At 39.9% G+C, this 16,977-nt stretch carries 13 protein-coding genes; 5 read left to right on the forward strand and 8 right to left on the reverse strand.

What is annotated here, in order from left to right:
- Window positions 1-69 precede the first annotated feature (69 nt).
- Together H6G08_RS11480 and H6G08_RS11485 are read right to left on the reverse strand one after the other, a co-directional pair.
- Entirely contained in the window at window positions 70-5,313 is a 5,244-nt protein-coding gene (locus tag H6G08_RS11480) for a two-partner secretion domain-containing protein (protein WP_190541961.1), read from the reverse strand.
- A 776-nt stretch (window positions 5,314-6,089) separates the two neighbouring features.
- Entirely contained in the window at window positions 6,090-7,034 is a 945-nt protein-coding gene (locus tag H6G08_RS11485; protein WP_190541964.1) for a putative 2-dehydropantoate 2-reductase, read from the reverse strand.
- A 146-nt stretch (window positions 7,035-7,180) separates the two neighbouring features.
- Here H6G08_RS11485 and cupS point away from each other — a divergent pair, with 146 nt between their 5' ends.
- The 3 genes from cupS (at window position 7,181) to H6G08_RS11500 (ending at window position 9,350) form a co-directional block, all read left to right on the forward strand.
- A complete protein-coding gene (gene cupS, locus H6G08_RS11490) occupies window positions 7,181-7,582 on the forward strand; it encodes a CO2 hydration-associated protein CupS (protein WP_096643120.1) in 402 nt (133 codons plus the stop codon).
- Window positions 7,583-7,775: 193 nt separating this feature from the next.
- Window positions 7,776-8,117: a hypothetical protein gene (locus tag H6G08_RS37465; protein ID WP_242046131.1), complete on the forward strand. Its 342-nt coding sequence runs from the start codon at window positions 7,776-7,778 to the stop codon at window positions 8,115-8,117.
- Between the two features lie 93 nt (window positions 8,118-8,210).
- Window positions 8,211-9,350, forward strand: a complete 1,140-nt coding sequence (locus H6G08_RS11500; protein ID WP_313941846.1) for a glycosyltransferase family 4 protein — start codon at window positions 8,211-8,213, stop codon at window positions 9,348-9,350.
- 111 nt (window positions 9,351-9,461) lie between these two features.
- Here the strand turns inward: H6G08_RS11500 and H6G08_RS11505 are convergent, their stop codons facing one another.
- Entirely contained in the window at window positions 9,462-10,274 is an 813-nt protein-coding gene (locus H6G08_RS11505) for an Rpn family recombination-promoting nuclease/putative transposase (protein ID WP_190541969.1), read from the reverse strand.
- A gap of 334 nt (window positions 10,275-10,608) precedes the next feature.
- Between H6G08_RS11505 and H6G08_RS11510 the strand changes: the two genes are divergently transcribed.
- The gene (locus H6G08_RS11510; RefSeq protein ID WP_190541973.1) at window positions 10,609-10,995 is read left to right on the forward strand and encodes a hypothetical protein; all 387 of its coding nucleotides are present in this window, start codon (window positions 10,609-10,611) and stop codon (window positions 10,993-10,995) included.
- Window positions 10,996-11,311: 316 nt separating this feature from the next.
- Here H6G08_RS11510 and H6G08_RS11515 read toward each other — a convergent pair whose 3' ends face one another.
- The 4 genes from H6G08_RS11515 to H6G08_RS11530 form a co-directional block, all read right to left on the reverse strand.
- On the reverse strand, window positions 11,312-11,488 hold the full coding sequence (locus H6G08_RS11515) for a hypothetical protein (RefSeq protein ID WP_190541976.1): 177 nt from the start codon (window positions 11,486-11,488) through the stop codon (window positions 11,312-11,314).
- Between the two features lie 3 nt (window positions 11,489-11,491).
- Window positions 11,492-12,034: a bifunctional pyr operon transcriptional regulator/uracil phosphoribosyltransferase PyrR gene (gene pyrR / locus H6G08_RS11520; RefSeq protein ID WP_096643124.1), complete on the reverse strand. Its 543-nt coding sequence runs from the start codon at window positions 12,032-12,034 to the stop codon at window positions 11,492-11,494.
- Window positions 12,035-12,165: 131 nt separating this feature from the next.
- Window positions 12,166-13,137, reverse strand: a complete 972-nt coding sequence (gene cbiB / locus H6G08_RS11525; RefSeq protein WP_190541979.1) for an adenosylcobinamide-phosphate synthase CbiB — start codon at window positions 13,135-13,137, stop codon at window positions 12,166-12,168.
- Between the two features lie 231 nt (window positions 13,138-13,368).
- Window positions 13,369-13,812 carry an Rrf2 family transcriptional regulator gene (locus tag H6G08_RS11530; RefSeq protein WP_096643126.1) on the reverse strand — a complete coding sequence of 148 codons (444 nt, stop codon included), beginning with the start codon at window positions 13,810-13,812 and terminating at the stop codon, window positions 13,369-13,371.
- A gap of 457 nt (window positions 13,813-14,269) precedes the next feature.
- Between H6G08_RS11530 and H6G08_RS11535 the strand changes: the two genes are divergently transcribed.
- A complete protein-coding gene (locus H6G08_RS11535) occupies window positions 14,270-14,683 on the forward strand; it encodes an AbrB/MazE/SpoVT family DNA-binding domain-containing protein (protein WP_190541982.1) in 414 nt (137 codons plus the stop codon).
- 94 nt (window positions 14,684-14,777) lie between these two features.
- On the opposite strand, the gene H6G08_RS11540 is transcribed toward H6G08_RS11535, so the two are convergent.
- A complete protein-coding gene (locus tag H6G08_RS11540; protein ID WP_190541985.1) occupies window positions 14,778-16,661 on the reverse strand; it encodes a chloride channel protein in 1,884 nt (627 codons plus the stop codon).
- Window positions 16,662-16,977: the final 316 nt, after the last annotated feature.

Below are 16,977 nucleotides of genomic sequence, written 5' to 3' on the forward strand. Positions count from 1 at the left end.
TTACTGATGCCGTGCCCCTACTACGATTGTGGTTCAAATGCATGAAAACTGCTGTAAAAGTACAATAGCTTACCGAGAACTCGCGCAAGCAGCAGCTGTTAACGTCGGACTATGGGGTATAACATGAGAAGCTTGTGCAACTAAATAGATATCGCCGTTTTCACCCTTCATTAATCCCTGGGCTTCTACAATCTCCTGTGGGGAAGGATTTTCACTGATGCTACGCTGACTATTACCCGGAGAATTTTGATTATTATCTACAGTCACCCATTTTTTGACTACCGAATCTGTTTGCAGATATTCATAAGGATTAAACGGTAAACCGCCTCTTCCCGTAATCGTAAATGAACTGGCGCTTTGTTTACTACCAGCTTGACAAGAGTTATCAATTTGTCTGGAAGCATCCAGCAGATTGGCGCTGAGTTGCACTAAGCCTTTACTGGGGTCTACTTCTGGTGTATTTATAGTCACATTACCGCTAATACCCAATTCCGAACTAGCAGTGATACCGCTTTGTGCTGTCTGTTGTGCTTGGAATCCTATACCGAAGATTCCTTGAGTAGATATGTTAATATTGCCACCTTGACCACTAAAAGCATTGGCTGTAATATCGCTGTTTTCTGCGGCAATGGCGATGATGAAGGGACTGTTAATGGTAATGTTACCACCATTACCGCCTGCAAAATCTGTGCCTGCTGTGGCGGTAATGTTGCTATTACGCCGCACAAATAAAAAATCTTGAATATCTAGTGTAATTTCGCCGCCATTATTACTAGTAGTAGCAGCATTAATAAAGGCTTGATTGTCTAAAGTTAAAGTCCCAGCAGTTAGGGAAATATTGCCGCCTTTACCGCTACCATTACTATTTACGCCGATACCTGCACCGTTTTTAATAATAAAAATTTCTGGGTCAATTGTAATATTGCCGCTATCACCTGTTGCAGTTTTTTCGGTATTGGCAAATAGTCCGGTATTTGTGCCGTCTAAGGTGATATTATCTCTGACTTGGATGTTGATATTTCCGGCTTTTTTTGTACCAGATGTGGTGGTGAGAAATTGTCCGCCGTTATTGGCGCTTAAGGTATGAGCATTAATGTTGATGTTACCGCCTTGACCATTCATTGTGGAAGCGGAGATTTTCACACCATCATTAATATTTAAGTTTTGAGTGGTAATAAGAATATTACCTGCATCGCCTATACCAGTACTTTCAACTGCTAATTTTCCTTTACCAGTAATGTTGATATTTTCCGGTGCGGTGAGAATTAAGTCACCACCTTTACCACTGCCAGAAGTAGAAGCAGAAATATTAGAATTGGGGAACAGGTTAATATCTAAATTGGGTTGATTTTGGTAAGGATTAAGTTTTAATGTACCTGCGGGGGCTTGTCCTTGGGTTTCGGCAAAAATTCCCACAATGCCTGCTAGGTCTAATTTGGAGGCGTTTAAGGTGATGCTGCCACCTTCTTGGGTATTTGTGGCGGTCTTTGTGGCGGTGGCGGTGATGCTGGCGGTGTCGGATACAGTGAGGCTAGGAGTATTGACAATGATATTTCCGGCTTTACCTGCGCCAGTGGTTTCTACAGAGATAATTGGCGCAAAGTCTTGGACGCCTTTACCTATATTTACAAAATTTAGGGCGTTAACGCTAATTGTACCGCCATTTCCGCTACCAGAAGTTGAGGCAAATATTTTACCCTCATTAGTAATATTTAAGTTTCCAGTGGTCATGGAAATATTGCCAGCATCTCCTGTACCTTCAGACAAAGCAAACAAGCCACTATTAATTCCTAGGTTGGGATTTAAGAGATTCTTCTGGGATTGAGGTGTGTTTTGACCAGCAATATTAATCCTATCATTAGCAATAATATCAATATTTCCTGCTTTACCATTACTACCTCTGGCAGCAGTGCTTATGATTTGTCCTCCACTTTCTATATTGATATTATTAATATTAATCCCAATTTCACCACCATTATTGCTACTGCGTGTTAGCACACTGATAAATCCTCCATCTGCAAGATGCAAAATACCTTGAGGATTACCTTGATTAATGATAATAGTTCCACCCTTTCCACTATTAAGATTTTCACTGGAGGAAAGTAAACCACTATTAATTCTAAAGGCATTGACTCCAGAAATATCAAGAAAATCGGCATTTTTAATAAAAATGTTCCCTGCTGTACCTGCTCCCTTCGTTTGTGCTTCTATTCTTGCACCGTCTCTAATAGTTAAATTAGGAGTATCAATGGTAATATTACCTGCATTTCCCGTTGAATTATTTTCTGCTACAGCAAAGATACTACTAGAATTTTTGCCATCAGATGATGTACCAATTACTTCTACTGACTCGGAAGCAGCGATATTGATATTTCCACCAAAACCTTTATCAATAGTTCCCGCAAAAACTTTTGAACCATTATTAATACTAAGTTTATCAGTGATGATGTTTAAACTTCCTGCATTACCAGTTCCGTAGGTACTAACAGCAATAAATCCTCCTTCTTGGAGGGAAATCTGCTTTCCTTGAATTCTCGAATTACCAGCATTACCTGAACTAAAGCTTAAAGTTACTAAACCTCCAGAACCTTGTAAGATAATTTGGTCAGCATTAACTTCTAGATCACCACCATTGCCAACATCTGACAAATTAGACAATTGATTCTCAATTTGGTTGGTAATACTATCAGGAGTAATTCCACCCGAATTTAATATAAATTTTGTCTCTGAATCTAACTTATTAAATTCATCCTTTACTGCTAAAAGAATTGAATTAGGAAGGATAACTGAGATATATTTAGTTGCTATAGAGCCAGTAAATAATCCTGAATAATCTCTTGCCATTAGTTTTTTTGTATTTATTGTGAGTTTACCTGCTTCACCACTTCCTAAAGTACCTGTCGTTATTCCAGCAGAAATATCTACTAAAAATGATTTTAAATTTTCTCTAGTCAATTCCAGGGAAACTGTTTCTGTTTTGTTACCAATAATCTCAATTGATTCTGCGGCATTAATAAGAATATCTCCTACTTTACCCAGCTTAAAATCATCATTTGCAAATATTAAATAATTTAAATAATTTAAATTATTTAATTTAGATTTGATGATGCCTCGGAAATATGGTTGAGCCGTGGTAGTAATCCCAGTTTGGTACAGACGATGAGATCGATCTCGATTATCTTGAATTAGAAGTTTATTGGTTGTTAGTTGGATATTTCCAGCATTTCCTAACCCTTGTGTAATAGATTGTAATGCACCACCATTTTTTAAATTAACTTCTTTTGCATTAACAATTAAGTTACCACCACTACCACGACCCATAGTTGTAGTTCCGAAACGAGCATGATCAGTGCCAGAGATATTTAGTACATCTGCTTCAATTATTAAATTTCCACCTTTTCCTAAACCATCTATATCTACCGAAACATCATTATTATCGGACGTTATCCGTGGGGATTTGAAGTAAATATCACCTCCTACTATTGATGAGTTGCCACTACAGATATTTATTTCACTACAGAAATTAGTAAGACTGTTAATCAATCCTTCTATAGAGATAGAATTACCGCTAATTAGCTTAATATTTCCACCACTGTTATTTCGGGAAGTAGAAATAGTCCGTCCAACTCTAATATCTTTTGCCGCTTCTAGTGAGATATCTCCTGATCGTCCAAAATATGAAGCAGTATACAGTGGAGCAGTTGTAAAGATATTACCTGTTCTAGAAACAAGAGAAATATTTCCGCCCTTTCCATCTGTTTCTAACAGTGAATATGAGGATGAGTTTATGCCTTTGTCTATAGGAATATCACCCTGTGCAGCAATAGAAATATCACCCTGTGCAGCAATAGAAATATGACCACCATTTCCAGATTTTCCTGAAGGTGAAGATGAGTAGGAAAGTATGGCTTGATGAGTGTAAATATTGCCTCCAGATATGAGTGTAATTGCTCCTCCATTTCCTGCATTACCTGAATTAGCAGAATAAGAGTATGATTTTAGGGATTGTGTAAGTATATTACTCCCGGCTGTGAGTGTAATTGCTCCTCCATTTCCTGCATTACCTGAATTAGAAATGAAGGAAGTATCAATATTGCCTAATGTCAAATTTGCTCCCAAAATGCTAATATCTCTGCCATTGGTTTTAATAGTATCCGCAGCATTCATTTGAAAATTACCGATACCATCCCTATCAGCATCAGCAATAAAGGCGATTTTTCCGCTACCATCAGCTAAATTTAAAGTGCTATTAGTCAGAGAATCAACTGTAATATTATTAGTCGCTTGCAATATCAGATTTGTATTTCCAGACAAACCTTCTAATGTAGTTTGATAAACTGTAGCATCATTATTTTTATTTTCACTAATAGTCAGGTTTTTAGTATTGAGGAATAATGTAGCTGTAGCGATATTTCCTCTAGTTATTAAATTTTCTGTACCTGTTAATTGTACTTTTCCCTCTGGTGCTGTTAATGTGCCTGTATTAATCACATTGGCACCAAGTAAATTTATATTTTGACCAGCATCTACTGTTAAATTACCTTGATTATTAATCGTCGCTTGCTGATTGCTCAACGCATTGCTAAATAAAGCCCCTGGTTTGACTGTCAATAAATTACTATTTTGCGGATTAGTAGCACTAAATAAGCCATTTTCACCTAATCTAATGCCATCGGCAGTAGTCGCCGTAAAGGAACCGCGAATATCTAAAACTGCATTTTTACCAAAAATTATGCCATTGGGATTAATCAAAAACAGGTTAGCGTTACCCAATACCCCTAGAGTTCCCAGAATTTGAGAAGCATTATTTCCCGTCACCCTTGTCAAAATATTCTCAATTCCACTGGGATTGGTAAAATATGCTCCTCTTGCTGAGTCAATATTAAACTCACTAAAACTGTGGAAAAGGTTCGCCCCGCGAATTGCACCCCCATCTATTCTGTCACTGGGAATGCCTTTAATTGTATCAGGGTTGACAACTGAGCTTTCAGTGCCAAGGGTATTATCTGGGATTATTTGCGCCTTAGCCAAGCTAAAGTGAGCCAGAGTCAAGTAAATCAGACTGGTGAACGGTAAAAAACGTATAATTTGTGAAAATAGCCCGAAAGATACCTTTTTAAGGTTAGATTCTTCAAGATTGGACAGAAGTGTATTATCAGACTCAAGTGCAGCACGGGTATTATCAATTAAGCGGCTATAAGCTTCAATGGTTAATCCATGTCCTAAATCAAGATTTCCATCAATGGACTTTAGCAGAGCGAGACGACGTTGGGCTTTGTCAACACCAGCAGAACCACGAGTTCTCAAAGGCATTTTAGATTCTCCTTAATAGAGTACACTTTTAGGATAGGAGAATGACTTTATAGCTGATATGAGTAGATTTTGGGAATTAATTTTCTCTAAAAAGCAGTATTTCGCAATTTATATGTGTTTTTACTCATTTATCAATCTTTTCGGAATTAAGAGTTAACAGCGATCGCTAATTGAGTCAGTTTAGCCTGCTTTAGATATCGCAGAAACAGCAATTGTAGTGGATGTAGTGGATGTAGGTTGGGTTGAGGAACGAAACCCAACACCCCAAAGTCCTGTAATTGTTGGGTTTCACGACCTTCTACCCAACCTACGCATCTGTCTCATTTTTTTCTGGAATTGGTATCACCTCCGGATGCAGCTATATTTACAAAGCCTGTTAAAGCAGGCATGTTCAATATAACCCCAGGCTTTGAGCCTGCGGGCGTTATTTCGGGTATGACACGATTTTTTTACTCATTACCAGAATTGAGTTCTCAAACTGCAAATTGAGTTCTCAAACTGGGATTTGAGAACTCACTTGAGTATATTCCGCAGGCAAAAGTTAATATTGCCTTCTCAAACTGGGGTTTGAGAACTCATTTGAGTATATTCCGCAGGCAAAAGTTAATATTGCCTTCTCAAACTGGGATTTGAGAACTCATTTGAGTATATTCCGCAGGCAAAAGTTAATATTGCCTTCTCAAACTGGGATTTGAGAACTCATTTGAGTATATTCCGCAGCCAACCGTCAACCGTCAACAGTCAACCGCCAACCGTCAACAGTCAACAGTCAACCCTCAACCATCAACCGTCAATCTCCCATCCAAAAACTTGAGTTGCTGATATAAACAGTTAATCTGCGGTAAATATACACCCGCAGCTTGAGCTTTACGTAATGGAGTACCAAAAATTGCTTCTACTTCTAAAGGACGCCCTTCATCAGCGTCAATTTTCATGCTGGTACGATAAGGCTTCATCTTCACAGTATAGTCGAGCATCAGTTGAATAAAGCTGTCGGGAATTATGCGATCGCAACTTTTCGCCCCAGCCGCAACTTCATACATCAACTGTTCGGCTAATTTGCGCGTATGCTCGTAGGCCATTAATTCATCGGTTCTGGCGTTAAGAATCACAGATAGCCCATTATAAGGGATATTCCACACCAGCTTTTTCCATCGCCCTAATAATAAATCTGCAGTTAATTCTATGGAAATACCCCCATGAATAAAATCATCAGCTACTTGCTGCATCTTCTCGGTAACTCCGCAAGCCTGATAACCTGACGCATATTCCCCTAAGGTAATTTGTCCATAATCTAGGTGACGAATATGTCCAGCACCAACTTTATTAGAACAAAGAAAACACAACCCACCGATTATAGTCACATTGCTAACTATCGCTGCAACTTCTTCTTCCACAGCTAGCCCGTTTTGCAATATCAACACCACCCCACCCGCTTTGACAACAGGTGGTAAAATCTGTGGTAATAAATGATTTTGTGTCGTCTTCAGTGCCACAACTACCACATCACACTGAGGCATTTTTGCGACATCATTATAAGCATTGACTTGGGGTAGGGTGAAATCACCATCTACAGATTCCACCACTAAACCAGAGTCTCTGACATATTCATAATCACTTTTAAGCAAAAAGTGGACATCTAAACCAGCTTTTTGCAATTTCGCACCATAAAAGCCACCTAATGCACCAGTTCCTAGAATGGCGTAACTACGCTCGGACATTTTGCTTACACAGAGATTCATCTATGACAATCATAGGGCGATCGCGCTATATACTTGCAGCCCTATTTACCGCTAAATTTATTTAATATAGCTTAAAAATAGTTTACTATCCTTTAAGATAACATACACAGATTCAGGTGAAAAATATGCCCGATATTGTTGATATTGCTGTTTCGGCTGACTCTTTTAAAACCCTAGTAACTGCTGTCCAAGTTGCAGGTTTAGTAGAAACATTAAAAAGTCCTGGCCCCTTCACAGTCTTTGCACCAAATGATGATGCTTTTGCTAAGTTACCACCAGGAACTATTCAAACTCTCGTGCAGAACATTCCCCAATTAGCACGGATTTTGACATTTCATGTAGTGCCTGGAAAGCTTTTCAAGGCTGACTTAGAGAAATTAGGAACAGTAACTTCCGTCGAAGGTTCACCAATTAAAATTGACTGTTCTGAGGGTTTTGAAGTGAAAAACGCCACCGTCTTAGCAGCCGATATCGAAGCAGATAATGGCGTAATTCATGTCATTGATACAGTGATTTTAATGGGTTAATTTCACGATGGTGGGCATTACCCACCATATCCATTATTAAATATTCACAATTGCAGAGATAAATTTAAATTATGTAACATAGTTGATGCGGGCACTGCAATATAATGCTAAGGTAAGTTCAATTATTTATAAATATATTAAATTTAAATATATTAAATTTGTTAGTATATGCGAACATTATCCCAACACATTGATGCTCGATTTCCATACCTTAGCTGAGTTCTCCCGCACCAACTGTGTAAGTATTTGCGCATTCTTGGTGCCAGCAAACTTACTAACCACAATCCTGACAATGATTCTGACCGCATTCCGTCGCCCATCACATCATGTATGGCTATCGGCGGGAATTGCCAGTATTTTTGCCTCGATCATGGTAATGCATGTCTATAGCTGGTTTCTCGTCGGCGTAGTCATGTTACCGACATATATCTTGTTAGCTTTAGCAATTACTTGCTTATTAATAAATTCCGCCGCAATTATTTGGCTGAGACTAACCCCTAATTTTACTGTCGCCATTAATACCGCCTCTAAGTAAAAATAGTAGTCAACCACAGTAGTCAGGGCTTAATTTCTGTATTGTAAAATACTAAATTCCTGACTACGGATACTACATCAATTATTTACTCAAGTGGGCGCAAACCTGAATTTTAACAATCAAGTTAATCGCAAAGCCAATCATGTATTTGTATTTTTAGAAATTTTTGTACATGAGGGTGGTATTCAGTCCTACGTTAAAGATATTTTCCGTGCCTATCAAAAATTAAATCCCCGGTATCAAGCAGAGGTATTCGTGCTGCGCGATCGCCCCAATTCTGCACCTGACTGGGATGAAAAACTGCGATTTCATGGCTTTCAAAACCAATCGCCCTATCTGGGTAAATTAAAAATGACCTTGGCGCTATTGAAGTGTCTGCTGCTACAACGTCCCCAGCATGTTTTTTGCGGTCATATCAACTTAGCCACACTGATACAAACTCTTTGTCAACCTTTAGGAATTCCTTACACAGTCTTAACCTACGGCAAAGAAGTTTGGGAACCGCTACCTAATAGAGAACGTCAGGCACTTAGATCGGCATCAGGGATTTGGACAATTAGCCGTTACAGTCGCGATCGCTGCTGTGCGGCTAATTTTATCGATCCAAGCCAAGTAAAAATACTACCATGCGCTATTGATGGCAATAAATTTACACCAGGAATTAAACAGCCAGAATTGATAGCTAAGTATGGTTTAGATAATACCAGAGTTTTGCTCACAGTAGCTAGGCTATGGTCGGGAGATATATATAAAGGTGTTGATGTGACAATTCGGGCATTACCGCAAATTCTCCAAGTTTTCCCCGATGTTAAATACTTAGTCATCGGTCGTGGCGATGACCAACCAAGATTAGCCCAACTAACTCAAGATTTAGGTGTAAGCGATCGCGTTATATTTGCCGGCTTCGTCCCCACAGAAGAATTAATGGCACATTACCGCCTAGCTGACGCCTACATTATGCCTTCCCAAGAAGGTTTTGGTATTGTATATTTAGAAGCAATGGCTTGCGGTATACCCGTACTCTCCGGTGATGATGATGGTTCTGCCGAACCCTTGCAAGATGGTAATTTAGGCTGGCGCGTTCCCCACCGCGACCCCAACGCCGTAGCGAATGCTTGTATAGAAATACTCACAGGAGTTGACCAACGTTGTGATGGAAATTGGCTCAGAGAACAAGCGATCGCCCTTTTTGGTATGGATGCTTTGCAAAAACGGTTACAAGAGTTAATTTGATGGGCATGGGGCATTGAAACAATTTTGGATTTTGGATTTTGGATTTTAGATTGGAATCCAAAATCGCAAATCTAAAATCTAAAATTCCTTGTCCTCCTTGTCCCCCTTCCCTTACGTCCCTTTTTCCTGTGCAGCTAGGCGAACAGCTTCTAGATTCACATTTAGTTGTTGTGCAATCTGTTCTATAGTCATTCCCGTTTTGAGTAACAAAGGCACGGTAACTTTCAGTATTTCTACTTCCCGTTCTTCTCGGCCTAGTTCTCGTCCCTCAGCTTTTGCTTCCTGGTAAATCCTGGTTTGCTCTAAACTTAGTCCGAGCATAGCTTCCACTTCCTCTCTACTCAAAGATGAAAACTTGTAAACAGCAATTGTTGTGATGATATCGATAATTTCCGTTTTCGGCAGTGGGTCTGTTTGTTCTAATTTTACCCGTTGAATTAATTGCTTGGCTTGTTCGGCGATCGCTTCATCGGATGCAATTGTTAGCTGGAATAAATTTATACCTATTGGCTGCTGATTGGAGCTACCTAACTCATCCAAATAAATGCGCTGTACTTGGTCGCTGTTTAAAAATATGCGATGAGTAGTAGTATCGCTTGGTTCTAAGCTGCGTGATGGAAAAATTACCACACAATACCAGTCATCATATTGAGACTGATTCCGGTTCAAATACATCATTGATTCGGTAAAGAACCGATGATAAAGACCTTCGTCTTTCTGAAATTGCACTTCTGCAAACAAGATTATCTTGGGTTTTGCATCTTCTGGCGGTAAGAACACCCCATCAATACGAAAGGTAGTTTCTTTGACCTCCACTGACTCAAATCGATAGTTCTGCGCTTGCTCAGGACGGTAATCAATGAGTTCAAAAATTAATCCGGGAAAGCGTTTAAAAATTTGGTAATAAATCGAGTCGCGCTTCACTCAAATATCCGAAAATATGGCTAAATTACGTCAACTTAATAGTTAAACTTTTAATACACAAGTACTATAAAATATAGATGTAAGCAAGTAGTTTCTCTAAAAATTCACTATATCCAGCCATTAAACAACAATGACTTTGGTGAGATTTTACCAAGCGCTCATAATCACAGCCAAAGGGAAATTAGCTCTCAAGAGCGATCGCTAAAAAATTATAGGTTTCCAAATATACTTAATTTACCAACCATTGACCATTGACACTTGTACAGACGCGATTAATCGCGTCTCTAATGACCAAACTCGCTATCCTAGAAACAGAGCAACAAGATATTTAAAAATGAGCCTTAAATCTTTTCCATCACAGCTTGAAAGTCTTCGCCCTTGGCTAACAACGTTAGCAGTGTTTTGGTTGCTAGCATCTTTAGGCTTGGGTTGGTTAGTAAATTCACTACTGTTTATTTTTGGGCTGTTACTATTAGCACCCGTAATTGCCTTTTTGGGATTTCGCTGGTGGTTGCAACGGAACTTAGTTGTCGATCAATGTCCTGTATGCCGATATGAGTTTACAGGCTTAAATAATAGTCAATTGCAATGTCCCAACTGTGGTGAGCAATTGTTAGTCCAAAATCGTCATTTTCGCCGTTTTACTCCCGATGGCACAATTGATGTCACAGCAGTTGAGGTACCGACAAAATCATTGGAAGATTCAGGGACTGACAACTAAAAAAAATATCCTATCGCTTTTTTGGCAAGGGTGCAGGGGGCAGGGAGCAGGGGGAGAAAGAAAATATTCTCTCTCGTAAATTGGATAATTTATTTTCTGGAAGTCCCTAAAGCCACAAAGCTTTGGTTGTCTCTGATGGTGTCGCAATTAGCGTTATTGTTTGCCATTTGCTGAAATTCAGCCAGATTAAGTTTAATACTTGGTCTTCAGATGCGATCGCTTCTCAATGTTTACTCAATTTCGTAAAGCATGACCTAAATTATACCGAGCTTCCTATGGTTCTAGGATGCGATCGCATCTTCACATTCACCTCAATTCAACCCTTCCGCCAATTCTTGCTAAATTTAGCGAGTTGACTGTTGACTGTTGACTGTTGACTGTTGACTGTTGACTGTTGACTGTTGACTGTTGACTGTTGACCGTTGACTATTGACTGTTGACTGTTGACTGTTGACCGTTGACTATTGACTATTGACCATTGACCATTGACCATTGATTAATCCCCAATCAACTCCACCGCATCTTTACCATCCCAATCTTGTAAATAAACTTTCACCACCTCTTCTTTTGCTGTAGGTAGCTGCTTACCAGTAAAATCAGGATGTATTGGTACTTCTCGATGACCTCTGTCTACCAAAACAGCTAAACGAATTACCTCAGGTCTACCATATTCATTTACCGCATTCAACGCCGCACGAATTGTTCTGCCTTTGAATATCACATCATCAACCAAGACAACAGTTTGATCTGTCAAGTCAAAGGAGATATTGGTTTTGGCTGGAGTTCGCAACCCAATTTGATCTAAATCATCGCGATAAAATGTAATATCTAATGCTCCCACCTTAACAGTCACGCCTTCTAATATCTCAATTTGACGGGCTAATAACTCAGCTAATATTACACCCCTAGTATAAATACCTAGCAAAACCAGCCCAGATAAATCGCGCGTCCGCTCCACAATTTCCGAAGCTAGGCGATTTACAGTACGACGAAGTTCTTCTGCTGAGAGAATTTCAACTACTTTTACAGACATAGTCATAGACAGATACCCCTGAGTAATGCATGATACCAGATATTTAAGGCGACTGGAGGAGGACAAGGAGGACGATTGTAGAGACAAGGGTTCATCGCGTCTCTAACTAACCAATGCCCAATGCCCTATATCTATGATTACCTGTTTAGGTGAATTAAGAGTAGAGCGATCGCTACTCCTAACCAAAGTAAAAAACAATATCTGGTTAATTGCAAAGCAGATTCAATAGTTTGTGGTGTAATCGGATAAATGTCATCACCTAAAAGTGGTTTATGTTTAGCTACGCCGCGATACCAATTTGTTCCACCCATCTGCACGCCTAAAATCGCTGCATAGGCGCACTCACTCCAACCAGAATTAGGACTAGGATCTTTGACAGCATCTCGGCGACAAATTCGCCAAACATGCAGGGGTTTACCTGAGAACACAGCTAAAGTGATGACTGTTAACCGACAAGGAAGCCAAGTTAAATAATCTTCTAACCGCGCGCTAAACCAACCCAAATAAGTATAAGGTGCTTCTTTATAACCCACCATTGAATCTAAAGTACTGCTAGCTTTGTATGCTAAAGCTAAGGGTGCAGCGCCAATAACGGGAATAAATGCACCAACAATTGCATAAAACAACGGAGCCGTCACCCCATCAGTTGCATTTTCGGTGACAGTTTCTAAAATCGCTCGCAAAATTTCTGCTGCGTCAAGGTCTTTGGTATCTCGACCTACATAATTACTTAAAGTATCGCGAGCCTCTGTTAAATTTCCGGCTGTCAGAGGTTTTAAAACAGTGACTGCGGCTGTTCTCAAACTTTTAAGCGCAAAACAACTAGCTAAAATTATGCTTTCTGTGATAATTCCCAATATGGGATGCAGCCATCTAGCAATGTGAATGATTAACCAGCAGCTAACTCCGCTACCAATTACTAAAATAATGCCGAGGAAAATTCCTGCGATTCGTTGGCTGTGAGGATGGTGAAAATATTTCCCAGATACTTTAGTAAACCAAGAAATTCCCCATCCCATTACTTGTACTGGATGAGGCCAACCCCAAGGATCGCCAATTATATAATCTAAAATTGCCGCAACAATCAATATATAAATGTTATTAGTCATTAGTCAATGGTCAATGGTCAGTAGGGGCGGGTTTATTGAAAATAATCATTGTTCGGTGAGGATATTTGTGAACCCGCCCTTACAATGGTCAACGGTCATTAGTCCAGAAATTGTTAACTATAGACTTTTGACTATGAACTTTTGATTCTAGACTTTTGTACTGGCGGATTTAACCAACATATTTCATTTCCCAATGAAAATTTGACAAAACCCACCCCTGCTGACTTTTGACTAAACTACAAAATTTGCTTCTTCTCCTAGTGAAGCCTGCCTACTGCGAGCGTCGTAATAGAGATCGGCTAAGGTAATACTATATATAGCTTCTTTTAATTTTTGGTTGAGTCTTTGCCAAAGTGTAAATGTGACCCAATCTTCAGCTTGTGCCGATGTTGGGGCGCGATCGGGTAAATAAGCGATCGTTTCACCCACAGACTCTAAAATTTGACCTATAGATATTTTTACAGGTTCTCGTGCCAATTGGTAACCGCCAACACTACCACGAATTGATTTTACCAATCCAGCACGACGCATTTCTATTAACAATTTTTCTAGGTAAGGAGCAGGAATATCTTGGCGATTGGCAATTGCTCTCACAGATACAGGGCCATACTTTGGCTGTAAACTTAAATCTAGTAAGGCCTTTACACTGTATTGTCCTCTCGTTGTTAGTTTCATTGTTAGCAGCTTTCTTATTTAGTCTAGAGTCAATGGTCAATGCTCAAAAAACTTTGGACTTGACAGTCTTGTACGGGTAGGTTTAAGCAAATATCTCTCATTACCAAATGGATATTTTGCAAAACCCACCCTTACTGACTCAGGATTGGTTTTGCCGATCGCTCTCTACCTCAATTCTCTATATCAGCAACTAGACAACTTTTTTCGTCATACTTTAGAAAACTTAAACAAGTATAGTTTAGCAGTAATTCACAACCTATATATAGTTATCACTATTGCCAGCATTCTACAAAATAGATTGTCATAATATTGAAAATCTAGTAACAATTCTGCCAATGAATGTAATATACTTGGCAAGGCTGAAATAAAAACTAAAGGATTTTGTTCCTACTAGCTCAATGTCAGCTAAAATAAAATCGATTCAAAGACTTGAAACATTCGTTTTCGACCTAAGTTGATGGCTAAACAGAAAAAAATTGAACCACTAGTCGGTGAAGATCTGCTCAGAAAAGTCAAAGAGCTAGAGAACGAGAGCAAAGAAGACAAAGCTAAGAAGTGCGGCTACTATACCGTTACAAAAAATGGTATAGAGCGCGTCAATATGATGAAGTTCTTAAACGCCCTAATTGATGCTGAAGGCATTCAATTAGACAGTACACCTAGTGCTAATGGGCGTGGTGGACGCAGTGCTAGCTATAGAATTAGCGTGCAATCTAACGGCAACTTGCTGATAGGTTCGGCTTATACAAAACAGATGAATCTCAAGCCTGGAGATGAGTTTCTCATCACTTTAGGGAAAAAACACATTCGTCTCAGACAAGTAGATCCAGAAGATAGAGAAGATATCGAAGATATAGAAGCCACAGCTTAATAAATTAGTCAAGAGTCAAAAGTCCATAGTCAAAAGTCCCAAGTCTATTGACTGTTGACTATTGACCATTGACTAATAAGTAGTTATCACGTATTTATAACAGCTGCATGGATAAATACTGGTGAATTGCCTGATTTGTAACAGCTAAACTACAAGTCAATGCAATTTGCTCCTTTTCTAGTAGACCTAAAATGCGCTCGTGATTATCTCTGGCGACTACAGGTAATTGATGCAAACCTCTCAGCGCCATTCGGTCTAAAGCTTCAGATAAAGGTTCATCCATCCAAGCATAAAGAATTTCCGTGGTACAAATATCTAGCAAAGTTTTGCTAGATAAATCGCTCTGAATTTCGATGGGCAAATTTTGATAGTTTTGCCTGCGACGAAGAGTACGGTTAATATCTTCTAAGGAAATAATCCCTACTAATTGCTCGGCTTCATTAATTACTAAAGCATGATGGCAGCGATCGCGGATCATTTCCTTTGCTGCCTCTAACACTCCTAATGTGGCTGCTAATTTTTTCGGGCAAGTAAGAACTGCATCTTTAACTAAAATTTGCTGCAACATTTCTGTCTTCTCATCTTTCAATTCCGACAGCCCAATCTGTTGCAGATTAGAATTAGAACTAGAATTTGGTTTGAGGCGTTCGATTAACCAAACACTCAAACCCACAGCCGCCATTAACGGTAAGACAATGCGGTAGTCGCGGGTTAATTCAAATAGCATGATAATTGCTGTTAACGGCGCTCTGACGCTAGCTGCTAAAACGGCTGCCATACCTACCATTGCATAAGCTGGGGGAGCCGCCATTTGGGCACCAATGCTAGGAGAAATTACCGCAACAATTTTGGCATAAGCAGAACCAAAGGAAGCACCTAAAAACATTGCAGGTGCAAACAAACCGCCAACAAAACCACTTCCGCTACTAATTGCTGTCATCAGCAGCTTGAGAATTAACAGTACCAGCAATAAGGGCAAAGAAAACTCCACATCTTGCAGCATGGCTTGGACTGTGCCATAACCAATACCCAAAATTTGCGGATAATATAAAGCTGTTATCCCCACGATCGCACCACCAATGAGCGGATGGATGTACCTGGGAATTCGTCCTAAAAACGCCACCACAGGAACTTGTCCGACAAAGCAAGCTTTAGCGATGCGAATTGACTCTTTGTAAGCCAGCGCCACCAGACTTGCGCCTAAGCCCAATCCCAGATAAATAGGCAATTCTAAAGGACTGCGGACTTGATAGACAGGTAAAGCAAATGCAGGTTGGGCACCCAACCCAATTTGAGCAATTAAGGCTGCAACTACAGCAGCTAATAACACCACACTCACTGCAGAAGTGGCAAAAGAAGTAGCTCCGATTACCACCTCTAGGGCAAAAAATACCCCAGCAATGGGAGCATTAAACCCGGCTGCTAATCCTGCTGCTGCACCCGCACCTAAAAGTAAGCGTTGTTGTTCTTGGGATACTTGCAGCACCAAAGACAACAGCATCCCAAAATTAGCACCTATTTCGACGCTTGGCCCCTCCGGCCCCAAAGAAGCACCACTTCCCAAGGATACCGAAGCAGCTAACATCTTCGTGACTGGGCGCAGTGGCTGCTTAATTTCTTTACCCTGAGAAGCAGCAATTAAAGAAGCCAATCCAGGGCCAAAATCTTGGGTACGCCAGCGCATTAATCCCACAATTAAGCCGCCAAGAATCGGAACGCAGGCTAAAGTCCAAGCACCCCAGGTACCGATCGCGCCCATAAAGTTTTCCAGCATCAAATCGTGAATCAGCTGGATTAAATAATGAAAAGTAACTACACCCATACCCGTACCGCCGCCAATTAATACGGCTAAAAGCAGCACAACGGTTTCTAACGATGGTTGAAAACGATTAATTAAGCGAGCTAAACGAGTGGAAAGAGAAGGAAAAGCAGGTGGTTCCGTCACCTTCCTCAGTTCTTTGGGCGGCAAGAGAGTCATTGAGAGGCGAGGTAAATGTAAGAAAAAATTTAAATTTTTATCTGTTACTTCTCATTGTGAGCCATGATTTAGCAACCAGACAAGTATGCGAGATTCACGAGTTTTGCAAAGTTTCAGTTAAAAAAAATTCCACTATGCAAAATTTTGATGGGGAGAATGATTAAATGGGAGAGAATTATTATAGTTAATGATAAACCAGCAGTGGTAAAGTGTAATTCAGTATAAAATTAAGCCGTAGAATAATCGTACAGTACGGAGGATGTTGGTGATTGCACCAACGGCAAACACTAACCAAAAGCATCCTTTGCTAAAGCTA

Source organism: Calothrix anomala FACHB-343 (assembly GCF_014696435.1).
GTDB classification, from domain to species: domain Bacteria; phylum Cyanobacteriota; class Cyanobacteriia; order Cyanobacteriales; family Nostocaceae; genus Aulosira; species Aulosira anomala_A.

Excerpts from the sequence above, each read along its gene's own strand:
- H6G08_RS11480 (WP_190541961.1), bottom strand. The coding sequence starts at position 5,313 with ATGCCTTTGAGAACTCGTGGTTCTGCTGGTGTTGACAAAGCCCAACGT.
- H6G08_RS11485 (WP_190541964.1), bottom strand. The coding sequence starts at position 7,034 with ATGTCCGAGCGTAGTTACGCCATTCTAGGAACTGGTGCATTAGGTGGC.
- cupS (WP_096643120.1), top strand. The coding sequence starts at position 7,181 with ATGCCCGATATTGTTGATATTGCTGTTTCGGCTGACTCTTTTAAAACC.
- H6G08_RS37465 (WP_242046131.1), top strand. The coding sequence starts at position 7,776 with ATGCTCGATTTCCATACCTTAGCTGAGTTCTCCCGCACCAACTGTGTA.
- H6G08_RS11510 (WP_190541973.1), top strand. The coding sequence starts at position 10,609 with ATGAGCCTTAAATCTTTTCCATCACAGCTTGAAAGTCTTCGCCCTTGG.
- H6G08_RS11515 (WP_190541976.1), bottom strand. The coding sequence starts at position 11,488 with ATGGTCAATGGTCAATGGTCAATAGTCAATAGTCAACGGTCAACAGTC.
- pyrR (WP_096643124.1), bottom strand. The coding sequence starts at position 12,034 with ATGACTATGTCTGTAAAAGTAGTTGAAATTCTCTCAGCAGAAGAACTT.
- cbiB (WP_190541979.1), bottom strand. The coding sequence starts at position 13,137 with ATGACTAATAACATTTATATATTGATTGTTGCGGCAATTTTAGATTAT.
- H6G08_RS11530 (WP_096643126.1), bottom strand. The coding sequence starts at position 13,812 with ATGAAACTAACAACGAGAGGACAATACAGTGTAAAGGCCTTACTAGAT.
- H6G08_RS11535 (WP_190541982.1), top strand. The coding sequence starts at position 14,270 with ATGGCTAAACAGAAAAAAATTGAACCACTAGTCGGTGAAGATCTGCTC.
- H6G08_RS11540 (WP_190541985.1), bottom strand. The coding sequence starts at position 16,661 with ATGACTCTCTTGCCGCCCAAAGAACTGAGGAAGGTGACGGAACCACCT.